This is a genomic window from Ancylobacter rudongensis, assembly GCF_900100155.1.
Lineage (GTDB): Bacteria > Pseudomonadota > Alphaproteobacteria > Rhizobiales > Xanthobacteraceae > Ancylobacter > Ancylobacter rudongensis.
On record NZ_FMTP01000008.1, the window covers coordinates 65,928 to 79,064 of the forward strand.

Genomic DNA, 13,137 nt, shown 5'->3' on the forward strand with positions numbered 1-13,137 from the left:
GTGACCGGCTTCGCCTTCGCCATTCCCGGCGATATCGGCCTCCCCACCGGGGGCTATGCCTATGACCGCCGGGTGATCGCGGAAGCGCCGCGCGCCGGGGGCAGGCTCACCCATGTCGCGCTGCCCGGCGGCTTCCCCTTCCCCTCGCCGGCGGAGCTGGAGGCCAGCGCGCAGACCCTGCGCGCCCTGCCGCCCGGCCAGCCCGTGCTGATCGATGGCCTCGCGCTCGGCGCGCTGCCGGCGCCGCTGCTGCGGGCGCTTGACCGCCCGCTGGCGGCGCTGGTGCACCACCCGCTCGCGCTGGAGAGCGGGCTGGATGCGGGCCAGCGCGCGCAGCTTTTCGCCAGCGAGACGGCGGCGCTGGCGCAGACGCAGGCGGTGATCGCCACCAGCCCCGCCACCGCCCGGCTGCTGGCGCAGGACTATGGCGTGCCCGCCGCACGGCTGAGCGTCGCCCTGCCCGGCACCGACCCCTGCCCGCGCGCCACCGGCACCGGGCGCCCGGTGCGGCTGCTGGCGGTGGGCGCGGTGATCCCGCGCAAGGCCAATGTCGTGCTGGTCGAGGCGCTGGCGACCCTGCGCGCGCAGGACTGGACCTGCCATATCGTCGGCGCCACCGATCGCGACCCTGCGGAGACCGCGCGGGTGCAGGCGCGCATCGCCGCCCTGGGTCTGGGGGAGCGTATCCGCCTCACCGGCACGCTGCCCTCGGAAGCGCTGGCCGGCGAATTCGATGCCGCCGATCTTTTCGTCACCGCCTCGCTGTTCGAGGGCTATGGCATGGGGCTGACCGAGGCGCTGGCACGCGGCCTGCCGGTTGTCGCCACGCGCGCCGGCGCCATTCCCGACACCGTGCCGCCGGCGGCCGCGCTGTTGGCCGAACCGGGCGATGCCGGCAGCCTCGCCGAAGCGCTGCGCCGGCTGCTCGACGACCCGGACCGCCGCCGTCGCATGGCGGACGAAGCGTGGCACTATGGTCATTCCCTGCCGACCTGGACGCAGACTGCCGCGGTGCTGATCGCCGCCCTGAAGGAGATGCCCCGATGAGCGGCTTTGCTGCCGACTGGCTCGCCCTGCGCGAGCCGGTGGACCACGCCTCCCGCAACCCCGCGCAGGCGGCGCGGATGCGAGCCCATTTCGCCGAACGCGAGGCGCTCACCATCGTCGATCTCGGCTGCGGCACCGGCTCGAATCTGCGCGGGCTCGCCGGCGAGCTGCCGCCCCGCCAACGCTGGCACCTGATCGACGGCGACCCGGCGCTGCTGGAGCGGGCGCGCAAGGACCTTGCCGACTGGGCCGAGACGGCGCGGCCAAGCGGCGACGGCCTTGAACTGCACCGGGACGGGCGGGTGATCGAGGTGCGCTTCGAATGCGCCGACCTCACCGTCCGCGACCTCGACTTCGCCGATGTCGGGGCGGAGCTGGTGACGGCCGCGGCGCTGTTCGACCTCGTCTCCGAGGACTGGCTGGAGCGCCTCGTCGCCCGGCTGGCGGCGCGCAAGCTGCCGATCTATGCCGTGCTGAACTATGATGGCGAAGCCGAATGGCTGCCGGCCGCGCCACTGGACGGACGGGTGATCGCCGCCTTCAACCGCCACCAGCGCGGCGACAAGGGGTTCGGGCCGGCGCTGGGCCCGGCCTCAAGCGAGGCACTGGCGCAGCTGCTGCGCCAGCACGGTTACACATACGGGGCCGGCACCAGCCCGTGGGTGCTCGGCCCGGCCCATGCCGCGCTGATCCGCGCCCTCACCGACGGCTTCGCGACGGCGGCCGGCGAGATCGAGCCGGCACGGCGGGCCGAATTCGCGGCATGGGCGCAGGCGCGGGCGACGGCGGAGACGGTGAGGATCGGCCATCGGGACATCTTCGCCCATGCCTGAGGCGCGCCGGTGCTGCCGCCTCAGAAGGGCGGCCACATCCGCGCCATCACCCCGTCGCGCTTGAGGAAGCGATGGTAGAGCGCGGCAGCGATATGCAGCAGCGCTAGCCCCCCGAGAATCTTCGCCAGCAGCCCGTGCAGGCCGAGAATGCGCTTGGCAAGCGCCTCGTCCGGCGACAGCAGCGCCGGCACATCGAACAGGCCGAACACGTTCAGCGCCGGATAGGCCGACACCCCGGCCCAGCCCAGCAACGGCACGACCAGCAGCAGCGCATAGAGACCGGCATGCACGGCGCCTGAGGCCAGGCGCTCGAACGGGGTGAGCGTCGCCTCCGGCGGCGGGGCGCCGCGCAGCCGCACCAGCACCCGCAGCACGATCAGCCACAGCACGAGGAAGCCGATGAATTTGTGCAGGCTGTAGAGCGAGCCCGTCAACGCATCGAAGCCGGTCGCCTCGCCGCGCGCCACCATGTAAAGCCCGAGCGGGATGAGGCCGATGACGATGAGCGCCACCACCCAGTGCAGCGCGCGGGCCGTGGTGCCATATCGCGCAGGCACGTCCGGCACGTTCCGATCAGAAGCCGACATGCGCCCCTCCCTCGCCGGTCCGCCGCAGGTCACAGTCGCAAAGAATATTGCCGTCGTCGAGCAGATAGGTATCGACGCGCGGGCGCAGCGCGCCCTCCAGCCCGTCGATCGGCTTTAGCGCGAGGCCGACGCGGCCCGAGCCGAGAATGATCGGCGCGACGCAGACATGCAGCCGGTCGACCAGCCCGGCGTCGATGAAGCGTGAAATGGTCGACGCCCCGCCCTCGATCAGGATGGTGCGGTGGCCGCGCACCGCCAGCGCGTCGATGAGCTTTGCCGGCTCGAAAAACTCCGCTTCCCCCTCCGGGCCGATGCGGTCGACCTCGTTGGGCCAGCCAGCGCTATTGCGGGTGAACACAATCCTGTGACATCCGTCCGCCTCCAGCCATTTGGCGTCGCGCGGCGAGCGGCCGGTGCGGTCGATAACGGCGCGCGCCGGGCTGCGGCCGGGAACGCGGCGGGTGGTAAGCCGGGGATCGTCCGCCATCACCGTGCCGACGCCCACCACCACCACATCCACCAGCGAACGCAGCCGGTGCAGATGGTCGAGGCCGCACAGGCCATTGATATCGCGGGATTTTCCAGTCGGAGTCGCGATCCGTCCATCCAGCGATTGGCCGAGCTGGGCGACCACGAAGGGCGTCGTGCGCGGCCGCAGGATCGGCTCGTAGAGCGCGGCCAGCGGATCGATCGGTATCTCGCGTCGATTCAAGGTAGCCCCCCGCAGCTTTGACATGAATCACTCCCGGCGCGATGCGCGGGCACTGGCAGCATTGGTCCGTTCGCGCCCTACATCCGTAACTACTACGTGCGAGATGCGGAAATGGTGCAGCGGAAGAGGCCTCAAATGACCAATAGCGCGGCGGGCGAAGGTACGATTGCGAGCCTCTTCGGCGACAGCTCCCTGACCGAGGCGGAGCGCGCCATCGCCGAGATGCGCGCCGGGCGCCCGGTCATTCTCGCGCAGGCCGGTCGCCTCTTTCTGGTCGCCAGCGCCGAATTCGCCGATGCCGGGCGGCTGGCGGCGCTGAATGAACTGACCGGCGGCGCGCTGCAGCTGGTGCTGACCCCCGCGCGCCTGCGCGCGCTCGGCCGGCCGGAATGGGCACAGCCGATGGCGATCCCGGCCTCGGAGCTCGCCAGCGCGCGGGTGCAGGCGCTGATCGCGCAGGATATGAGCGGACTGGCCGGCAACGGGCTGGACGAAGATCTGGTCGAGCCGGACCAGTCTGCTGCTGCCGCGCTGCAGCTCGCCACCCTCGCCCTCATGCTGCCCGCCGTGCTGATGGGCCCGCTCGCCCCGGCGGCGCTGACCCTGCCGGCGCTGACCGTGCGGGCCGAGGCGATCACCGGCTTCGGCGAGGACCGCGCGACCCGGGTGGAAATCGTCTCGCGCGCCCCGGTGCCGCTGCTCACCGCCCGCAATTGCGAGTTCGTGGTGTTTCGCGGCGGCGAGGGCATGCGCGAACAGGTGGCCGTCATCGTCGGCACGCCCGATCCTGCGCGGCCGGTGCTGGTGCGGCTGCATTCGGCCTGCCTGACCGGCGACCTGTTCGGCTCGCTGCGCTGCGACTGCGGCGACCAGCTGCGCACGACGGTCGCCTCGATGGCGAAGGCCGGCGGCGGGGTGCTGCTCTATCTCGACCAGGAAGGCAGGGGCAACGGCATCGCCAACAAGATGCGCGCCTATCGCCTGCAGAGCGACGGGCTCGATACCTATGAGGCGGACGAGACTCTCGGCTTCGATCTCGACGGCCGCCGCTTCGACTTCGCCGCCGCCATGCTGCGCCAGCTCGGCTTTGAGAGGGTGGTGCTGATGACCAACAACCCCGAGAAAATCGCCGCGCTCACCCGCGCGGGGCTGCAGGTTTCCGGCGTCGAGCGCGCCCACGGAAGGCGCGGCGACGACAATATCCGCTATCTCGCCGCCAAGCGCGACCGGGCCGGCCATTTCCTCGATCTCGACGCGCTCGACCACCACGCGCCGACCTCCTGCGGCTGACGGCGCCGCCGCCCTTTCCTTTGCTTCGCGTTCCCCAGGCCTTCCCGTTGAAGGCCCGCCTCAACCCCGGCTCCTCCGAGCCGGGGTTTTTCTTTGTCGACCGGGCGGCCGCCGCACACGGCGTGGTGTCGAATGCAATATGGCGACATTAAATTGTTGACACTTTACACTCGCGGCGTAGGCTCAGCGCATGTCGTCCTCCTCCGCCGCCCATGATGTCAGCTTCCTGCGCCTCACCTCGCTGCCCATGCTGCTGGAGCGCGAGATCGAGAGCATGATTCTCGATGGCCGGCTCAGCATCGGCGGGCGGATCAACGAGAACCAGCTCGCCGCCACCTTCGGCGTCAGCCGGGGCCCGGTGCGCGAGGCGCTGCGCTCGCTGGAAGCGCTGGGGCTGGTCGAGCTGCTGCCCAATCGCGGCGTGTTCATCCGCAGCCTCGACATCGCGCAGGTGGTGGAGATGTATGGGGTGCGCGCGGCGCTGTTCGGCTATGCCGCGCAGCTTCTCGCCGGCCGGATGGAAGCGGGCGTGGTCGCGCCGCTGCGCGCCATGCTGGATGAGATGGCGGAGGCGGCGCGGGCGCATGATTTCGACCGCTACTACCCGCTGAACTTCGCCTTCCACGACTTCATCGTCGAGCAGGCCGGCAATGGCGTGCTCACCGCGCAATATCGCGGGCTGGTCAAGCAGCTGCGTCTCTACCGCGCCGGCAATCTGATGACCGGCAACACGCTGGAGCTTTCCAACGAGGAGCACGCCCGCATCGTCGCGGCGATCGAGCAGGGCGATCCCCTCGCCGCCTACCAGACGAGCTTCGACCATGTCGAGCGCGGCAAGGAGCGGCTTCTGGCCCGCTCCGTGTCACTCGCCCATGCGGAGGAGCGCCGCGCCTGACGACATATCAGGCGGACCGCCCGCGCCAACGGGAGACGCCGATGCGCTGAGAACGTGACGTCACACCATCATCGGGAGACCGCCCGGCAGAGGCGGCCCCGCACCCTGGGAGGAAGTCCATGCGAAAGACCCTGACCGGCCTTCTGGCCGTACTCGCCATGGGGCTCGGCACGCTGAGCCTTCACGCCGAACCGCTCGCCTATCCGCACAAGGTCGTCACCCTCGTCACTCATTCGAGCCCCGGCGGCGGCAGCGACGTGTTCCTGCGCGAGCTGACCAAATATCTCGGCAAATATATCGGCGCGACCTTCATCGTCGAGAACGTGCAGGGCGGCAGCGGCGCCAAGGCGGTGGCGCGCGTGGCAGGGGCGCCGGCCGATGGCAGCGTGTTCTATGCCACCACGCCGACCTATATCTACACTTCGCTGCTCTCCAAGCCGTCCGCCACCTATAAGGACCTGGAGCCGCTGGTGAATCTGTTCGCCGACAGCGAGGTGATCTACACCCGCACCGATGGCCCCTTCAACACGCTGCAGGACGTGATCGACAAGGCGAAAAAGGAGCGTGGCCGCTGGGGCGCCGCCAACCCGGCCTCGCTGGAGCGCCAGGCCGCCGAACAGCTCAAGCGCGCCGCCGGCGTCAACGCCGCCATCGTCACCCATGAGGGCGGCGGCGACATGATGCTCAATGTGATGAACGGCACGCTCGACATCGGCATCGGCGAGATCCAGGAGCTGCGCTCGCAGCTCGCCGCCGGCACGATCCGCCTGCTCGCCACCTTCAATCCCGAGCGGATCCCCGAGAAGCCGGACGTGCCCACCGTGAGGGAAAGTGGCTACGACGTCTCGCTGGTGAAGTTCCGTGGCCTCGCCGGCCCCAAGGGGCTGCCGGAGGATGTCACCAAGGTCTGGGACGTGGCGATCAAGAACGTGCTCGCCGACCCCGATTACAAGAAGCGCTACACCGAAGAAGTGCTGGTGCCGAACTTCATCCCGCACGCGCAGTACCAGGCCTTCATTACCAACTTCGCCGACACGACCGAGGCGTTCCTGAAGGAAACCGGCGCGGTCAAATAGGCCCTCGCCCCCTGCGGCGCCGGCGAAGCCTCCGGCGCCGCGAACTGGAAGCCGCGCCGGCAAAGCTCCCGGCGCGGGGACCACGAACCGACGCCGGCAAAGGGTCGGCGCCGCGCGCTGCCCTCTCCGCCTCGAGGAACGCACCATGAAACGGGACTTCCTGAGCGGCGGCGTCCTCGTCGCCCTCGCCGCCGCCTATTACATCGCCACCGGCTCGATCGCCGAGAGCACGCTCTCGGACGAGATCGGCGCCACCGGCCTGCCCCGGCTGCTGGCCGGCCTGCTCGCCCTTATCGGGCTGGCGCTGATCGCCCGCACCGCTTTTGTCGCCTACGCCGCCCGCCGCGCCACGGTGCCGGCGGCTGTTCCCGCCGAGGAAGAGGAAGGCGCGCCCCTGCCGCGCGCCATCGGCCTTCTGCTGATCGGCGGCGCCTATGTCGTGCTGCTGCCCGTCATCGGCTACTTCCTCGCCGTCGCTCTGCTGATCGGCGGCGTCGCGCTCTATGAGGGTGCCGCCCGCAGCTGGGTGGTGCCAGCCGCCGCACTGGGCGGGGCCACGCTCTACTGGGCGATCTTCGTCAAGCTGCTGGGCGTTCACCAGCCGGCCGGCACCCTCTTTCAGGGATGGCTCCTGTGACCACTTTCTGGGACATCGTCCATCTTCTCACCGCCACGCCGCTGGTGCTGGTCGCCATAATGGGGCTGACCTGGGGCATTCTGGGCGGGGCGCTGCCGGGCATCTCGGCCTCGATCACCATGGCGCTGGTGCTGCCCTTCACCTACACGATGGACCCGGCGATGGCGATCGCGCTGCTCGCCTGCGTCTATATCGGCGCGGAATATGGCGGCTCGATCCCGGCCATCCTGATCCGCACCCCGGGCACCAATTCCTCGGCGGCGACGGTCATCGACGGCTATGAGCTGAACCGGCAGGGACGGGCCGGCGAGGCGCTGGGCATCTCGCTGATGTCCGGCGTGGTGGGCAGCCTGTTCGGCCTCGCCATGCTGGCGCTGCTGACCGAGCCGCTGTCCTGGCTGGCGCTGGCGTTCCGGCCGACCTCCTATTTCGCCCTCGGCATTCTCGGCCTCAGCGTCATCGCCTCGATGAGCGGGGATTCGCTGCTGAAGGGCCTCGCCTCGGCGGTGGTCGGGCTGATGATCGCCACCGTCGGCACCGACCCGATCTCCGGCGTCACCCGCTTCACCTTCGACGTGGCGGACCTGCTCAGCGGCGTCGAGCCTGTGGTGGTAATGGTCGGCCTGTTCGCGCTGACCGAGCTGATGAGCCAGTCCGGCTCCACCACCGTCACCCAATTGGGCGGCTCGATCCGCATCCGCCTGCCCGGCTGGGCGATGATGCGCAAGCTGCGGCGCTCGCAGGCGATCGGCTGCTTCCTCGGCCTGTTCGAGGGGCTGACGCCCGGCGGGGGCGGTTCGGTCGCCGCCTTCATGTCCTATAATGAGGCGCGGCGCTGGTCGAAGACGCCGGAGAAATTCGGCAAGGGGTCGGAAGAAGGCATCGCCGCGCCGGAGGCGGCCAACAACACCGTCGCCTCCACCGCGCTGATCCCGCTGCTGAGCTTCGGCATTCCCAGCTCCAACTCCACCGCCGTGCTGCTCGGCGGGCTGTTGATGCACGGGCTGCTGCCGGGCCCGCGCCTGTTCGAGCAGAACCCGCAGGTGATCGACAGCCTCTATGTCGGCTCGCTGATCGCCATCATCGCCCAGATCGGCGTCGGCGTGCTCATCCTGCCAGCCTGCATCTGGCTGGTGAACCGGCCGCGCCCCTACCGCGCCGGGTTCATTCTCGCGCTCATCCTGTCGGGCCTGTTCACCCTCAACAACAGCCCGTTCGATCTCGGCCTTGCTTTGGCCCTCGGCCTTATGGGCTATCTGATGCGGCTCGCCCGTTTCCCGGTGCTGCCGATGATCCTCGGCGTCGTGCTCGGCCACATGGTGGAATCGAGCTATCGCCGCTCGCTGGTGCTCTCGGGGGGCGACTTCCACATCTTCGTCGAGGACCCGATCGCCGTCGGCCTGCTCGGCGCCGCCTTGTTCTTCATTGCCTTCTCGCTGGCCCGCGAATACCGCGACGCGCGCCGGACCCAGCTGCAGGAAACCCATTCGTGAACCAGCACCGCGCGCTCTCCGAGGACACCGTCGCCGGCCGGCTGGCGGCCTTTGCCGTCAGTGCCGCGCCCCCGCCGGCCGCCGAGGCGGTGAGCCGGCGCCTGCTGCTCGACATTTCCGGCCTCGCCTTCGCCGCCCGGCACGAGACTTATACCAGCGCCGCGCGGGCCAGCGCCGCCGGCACGGGGCCCTGCACCGCCATCGGCCATGCGCAGGGGCTGAACCTCTACGACGCCGCTTTGGTCAACGGCACGGCGGCGCATGGCGAGGATTATGACGACACCTTCGAGGGCGGGCCGGTGCATGCCGGCGTGGTGGTAGTGCCGGCGGCACTCGCCATCGCCCAGCATCGCGGGCTGGACGGCACGGCGGTCATGCGCGCCATCGCCATCGGCGCCGAGTTGATGAGCCGGCTCAGCCTCGTCGCGCCGCAGGCGATCCACAAGGCAGGATTCCACCCAACGGCGGTGATCGGCGCCATGGCGGCGGCGGCTTCCGTGGGCGCCGCCATCGGGCTTGACCGGGCGCGCCTCGCCAACGCGCTGGGCATTGCCGGGAGCCTTGCCTCCGGCATCATCGAATATCTCGCCGACGGCTCCTGGACCAAGCGGCTGCACCCCGGCGCGGCGGCACAGGCCGGGCTGCGCGCGGCGCTGCTGGCGGAGGGCGGCTTCATCGGGCCGGCGAGCGTGTTCGAGGGCGGACACGGTTTCTTCCGCGCCTTCGCCCCCTCCAAACCGGCGAATTTCGGGCCGCTGCTGGACGGGCTGGGCGAGGACTGGATCATGCCGACCATCGCCTTCAAGCCCTATGCCTGCGGAACCATGACCCAGCCCTTCATCGACTGCGCCATCGCGCTCGCTGGCCAGGGCGTGCGGGCGGAGGAGATCGTCCGCCTCGTCTGCAAGGTCGGCGAGGGGACGGTGCACCGATTGTGGGAGCCGCTGGCCGCCAAGCAGGCGGTGCCGAATGGCTATGCCGGCAAATTCTCCACCCCCTTCTGCATGGCGGTGGGCTTTCTCGACGGGGCGGCCGGGCTGGTGCAGTTCACCGACGCACAGACGCTGCGCCCGGATGTGCGAGCCCTGGCGGCGAAAATCTCCTACGAGATCGACCCCGCGGATGAGTATCCAAACAACTTCACCGGGCATCTCCGGGCGACGCTGACCGACGGCTCGGTGCGCGAGATCCGCCAGCCGCATATGCGCGGCGGCGCGCGCGAGCCGCTTTCCGATGCCGAGCTGATCGCGAAATTCAACGCCAATGTCGCCTTTGGCGGCGGCGACGCAGCAGCGGCGGAAGCACTCTTTGCGGCCATAAACGCCATCGCCGCCGGCGGACCGGTACGGATGGGAGAGAGCGCATGAGCGCCCTTGCGGAAGGTGCCGCGCGCCCCGTCGCCATCGTCACCGGCGGCTCGCGCAATATCGGCCGTGCCATCGCTCATGCGCTGGGGGCGGCGGGCATGGCGGTGGTCATCGTCGCCCGCTCGGACCGGGACGCGGCCGAACAGGTGGTGCATGAGCTGGAGGCGCTGGGCACGCCGGCGACGTCGGTGCTGGCCGACGTCGCCCGCGAAGCCTCCGCCGATCTCATCGTCGCCCATGTGCTGGAGCGCTTCGGCCGGCTCGATGTGCTCGTCAACAACGCCGCCATCCGCCGCGAGAAGCCGGTGGAGGCGATGAGCCTAGCGGAATGGCGGGAGATCACCGGCATCTGCCTCGACGGTGCCTTCCTGCTCTGCCGCGCCGCCATCCCGCATCTCGCCGATTCGCCGGCGGGCGCGATCATCAATATTGGCGGCCTCACCGCCTATACCGGCGCCCCCAACCGCGCCCATGTGGTCGCCGCCAAGGCGGGGCTGGACGGGCTGACCAAGGCGCTGGCGGTGGAGCTGGCGCCGCGCGGCATCACGGTGAACCTGGTCTCGCCCGGCCGTATCGGCACCGACCGCAGCCACGCCTCGGCCGAGAAGAACCCGGCCCACCATGCCCGCAACCAGACCCTGCTGGGGCGGGAGGGCACGGCGGAGGAAGTGGCGGCGATGGTGGCCTATCTCGCCGGCCCACAGGCCCGCTTCCTCACCGGCCAGACGATCCACGTCAATGGCGGCGCGTTTTTGCCCTAGTGGGGAGCGCCACCCAGGAGGACGCAAGCCGCCATGCTCGGGGATGTGAGCCTGCTGCATTATGCGCTGGTGGCGGCGGTCGCCTTCGTCGCCGGCATTGCCGGCGGTGTCACCGGCTATGGGCCGGGCCTGTTGATGCCGCCCATCCTGCTGCCGATCATCGGCGCCGAGGCGGTGGTGCCGGTCATCGCCGTCTCCGCCATGCTGTCCAATACCAGCCGGCTGTTCGCCTTCCGCCGCGCCTTCGATCCGCGCCGGGCCGCGCTGGTCATCGCGGTGGCGCTGCCGACCTCGGCGCTGGGGGCCTATGGCTATACCCGCCTGTCGGGGGCCGGCGTGTCGGTGGTGATCGGCGCGGTGCTGATGCTGGCCATTCCCGTCCGCCACTGGCTGGGCCGTTTGAAGGGCCATCTCGACGGGCCGGGGCTGATGGCGGCGGGCGCCGGCTTCGGGCTGCTGATGGGCGGCACGGCCGGCACCGGCGTGGTGCTGCTGTCGATCCTGCTGGCGGCGGGGCTGAACGGCGCGGCTGTCATCGCCACCGATGCCGGCATCTCGCTCGTGCTCGGCGCAGTGAAGGTGGCGGTGTTCCAGGCGGCCGGCGCGCTTTCCCCCGCCTCCTGGGTGATGGCGGTGCTGATCGGGCTGGCGGCGACGCCGGGCGTTTTCCTCGCGCGACGGCTGGTCGGCACCCTGTCCGAGGGCGCCCATATCCGCGTCCTCGACGCCGTGGTGATCCTCGGCGGGCTGGTGCTCACCCTCCAGGGGCTGCGGGCGCTGGCGATGTGACGCTCCGGCCGCCGCCATCCGACGAACTGGCCGACCGGCGCGCAATCAGCTAATCAGGCCGGCCGCGCCGCCGGTGGCAACAGGCCGCCATCGTCGCCGGGCAGGAAACACGATATGTACGCCGCCACCTTCCCCGCAACCCATCGGGCCAGCCCGCGCGACTGGCTGGCGCTCGCCGTCATCGCGGTGCCGTGCCTCGTTTATGCGATGGATTTGACGGTGCTCAATCTCGCCGTGCCGCATCTGGCGCTCGATCTGGCGCCCTCGGCGGCGCAGCTTCTGTGGATCATCGATATTTACGGCTTCATGGTCGCCGGCGCGCTGATGCTGATGGGCACGCTGGGCGACCGCATCGGCCGGCGCAAGCTGCTGCTGATCGGCGCGGCAGCCTTTGCCGTTGCCTCGGTGCTGGCGGCGATGGCGCGGAGCGCCGAACAGCTCATCCTCGCCCGCGCCTTGCTCGGCCTTGCCGGGGCGACGCTGGGACCTTCAACCCTTTCGCTCATTCGCAACATCTTTCTCGACGACCGCGAGCGCACCTTCGCCATCGGCGTGTGGATCGCCTGCTTCTCGTCGGGTGCGGCGCTCGGGCCGCTGGTCGGCGGGGTGATTCTGACCTATTTCTGGTGGGGTGCCGTCTTCCTCGCCGCCGTTCCGGTCATGCTCGCTCTGCTGATCGCCGGACCGCTGCTGCTGCCGGAATTCCGCGACGAGACCGCCGGCCGGCTCGATATTCTCAGCGCCGCCCAGTCCGTCACCGCCGTGCTGGCGCTGGTCTATGGCATGAAGCGCATCGCCGAGCATGGACCCGGCCTGGAGGCCGGCGCGGCGCTGGCGCTGGGGCTGGTGGTCATCGGCTTCTTTATCGCCCGGCAGAAGCGCCTCGCCGACCCGATGATCGACCTCGCTTTGTTCGCCCATCCCGGCATCGGCGCGGCGCTGGCGATCAACGTGCTGGCGATGATGGGGGTGATGGGCATCTTCGTGTTCATCTCGCAATATCTGCAGCTGGTGCTCGGCATGAGCCCGCTGGAGGCGGGGCTGTGGACCGCGCCTTCCGGCGTGTGCTTCGCCATCGGCTCGATGGCGACGCCGCGCCTGGTGCGCCGCTGGCGGGCGGTGAATGTGCTGTCGGTGGGCCTCGTCGCGGCGATTCTGGGCTTCCTGCTGCTGACCCAGCTGCGGGCGGAGGCCTCGCTGCCGGTGCTGATGGGCGCCATCGTGCTGATGTGCCTCGGCCTGTCGCCGGCCGGCACCATCACCACCGATCTGGTGATGCGCCTCGCCCCGCCCGAGCGCGCGGGCGCCGCCTCCGGCATATCCGAGACCAGCTTCGAATTCGGCGGCGCCATCGGCATCGCCTCGCTCGGCAGCCTGGTGGCGGCCAGCTACCGGCTGAGCATGGAGGGCGCCGCCCTGCCCGCCGGCATCCCGCCGACGCTGCTGGAGCCGGCGCAGCACACGCTGGACGGCGCCGTCACCGCCGCCGCGAAGCTGCCCGAGGCGCTGGCCGCGCCGCTGCTGCAGGCGGCCCATGGCGCCTTCTCCCACGCCATCGACCTCGCGGCGCTGGCCTGCGTCGCCACGGCGGTGCTGGCGCTCATCGTGGCGCGGACCCGGCTGACCCGGGTGCGGTAGGCGACCCGGAGA

13 protein-coding genes are annotated in these 13,137 nt (G+C 70.3%); 11 read left to right on the forward strand and 2 right to left on the reverse strand.

Annotated elements, in window-relative coordinates:
- On the forward strand, positions 1–1,047 hold the full coding sequence (locus tag BLO63_RS17610; protein ID WP_091443305.1) for a glycosyltransferase family 4 protein: 1,047 nt from the start codon (positions 1–3) through the stop codon (positions 1,045–1,047).
- Positions 1,044–1,880: a class I SAM-dependent methyltransferase gene (locus BLO63_RS17615; protein WP_091443307.1), complete on the forward strand. Its 837-nt coding sequence runs from the start codon at positions 1,044–1,046 to the stop codon at positions 1,878–1,880. Before BLO63_RS17610 ends, BLO63_RS17615 begins: the two co-directional genes overlap by 4 nt.
- Positions 1,881–1,900: 20 nt before the next feature.
- Here the strand turns inward: BLO63_RS17615 and BLO63_RS17620 are convergent, their stop codons facing one another.
- Positions 1,901–2,467, reverse strand: a complete 567-nt coding sequence (locus BLO63_RS17620) for a cytochrome b (RefSeq protein ID WP_091443309.1) — start codon at positions 2,465–2,467, stop codon at positions 1,901–1,903.
- Complete coding sequence (locus BLO63_RS17625) at positions 2,454–3,203, reverse strand: RibD family protein (RefSeq protein ID WP_091443311.1); 750 nt, start codon at positions 3,201–3,203, stop codon at positions 2,454–2,456. The genes BLO63_RS17620 and BLO63_RS17625 overlap by 14 nt, the downstream gene beginning before the upstream one ends.
- 111 nt (positions 3,204–3,314) lie before the next feature.
- Here BLO63_RS17625 and ribA point away from each other — a divergent pair, with 111 nt between their 5' ends.
- The 9 genes from ribA (at position 3,315) to BLO63_RS17670 (ending at position 13,125) form a co-directional block, all read left to right on the forward strand.
- The gene (ribA, locus tag BLO63_RS17630) at positions 3,315–4,469 is read left to right on the forward strand and encodes a GTP cyclohydrolase II RibA (protein WP_091443314.1); all 1,155 of its coding nucleotides are present in this window, start codon (positions 3,315–3,317) and stop codon (positions 4,467–4,469) included.
- A gap of 190 nt (positions 4,470–4,659) precedes the next feature.
- On the forward strand, positions 4,660–5,364 hold the full coding sequence (locus tag BLO63_RS17635; protein ID WP_091443317.1) for an FCD domain-containing protein: 705 nt from the start codon (positions 4,660–4,662) through the stop codon (positions 5,362–5,364).
- Between the two features lie 119 nt (positions 5,365–5,483).
- Positions 5,484–6,440: a Bug family tripartite tricarboxylate transporter substrate binding protein gene (locus tag BLO63_RS17640; protein ID WP_091443320.1), complete on the forward strand. Its 957-nt coding sequence runs from the start codon at positions 5,484–5,486 to the stop codon at positions 6,438–6,440.
- Between the two features lie 145 nt (positions 6,441–6,585).
- On the forward strand, positions 6,586–7,077 hold the full coding sequence (locus BLO63_RS17645; protein WP_091443324.1) for a tripartite tricarboxylate transporter TctB family protein: 492 nt from the start codon (positions 6,586–6,588) through the stop codon (positions 7,075–7,077).
- On the forward strand, positions 7,065–8,570 hold the full coding sequence (locus BLO63_RS17650; protein ID WP_244517944.1) for a tripartite tricarboxylate transporter permease: 1,506 nt from the start codon (positions 7,065–7,067) through the stop codon (positions 8,568–8,570). Before BLO63_RS17645 ends, BLO63_RS17650 begins: the two co-directional genes overlap by 13 nt.
- A complete protein-coding gene (locus tag BLO63_RS17655; protein WP_091443330.1) occupies positions 8,567–9,937 on the forward strand; it encodes an MmgE/PrpD family protein in 1,371 nt (456 codons plus the stop codon). Before BLO63_RS17650 ends, BLO63_RS17655 begins: the two co-directional genes overlap by 4 nt.
- Positions 9,934–10,698 carry an SDR family NAD(P)-dependent oxidoreductase gene (locus BLO63_RS17660; RefSeq protein WP_091443333.1) on the forward strand — a complete coding sequence of 255 codons (765 nt, stop codon included), beginning with the start codon at positions 9,934–9,936 and terminating at the stop codon, positions 10,696–10,698. Before BLO63_RS17655 ends, BLO63_RS17660 begins: the two co-directional genes overlap by 4 nt.
- Before the next feature lie 33 nt (positions 10,699–10,731).
- Positions 10,732–11,487 carry a sulfite exporter TauE/SafE family protein gene (locus BLO63_RS17665; RefSeq protein ID WP_091443336.1) on the forward strand — a complete coding sequence of 252 codons (756 nt, stop codon included), beginning with the start codon at positions 10,732–10,734 and terminating at the stop codon, positions 11,485–11,487.
- Positions 11,488–11,601: 114 nt separating this feature from the next.
- On the forward strand, positions 11,602–13,125 hold the full coding sequence (locus tag BLO63_RS17670) for an MFS transporter (protein ID WP_091443339.1): 1,524 nt from the start codon (positions 11,602–11,604) through the stop codon (positions 13,123–13,125).
- Positions 13,126–13,137: the final 12 nt, after the last annotated feature.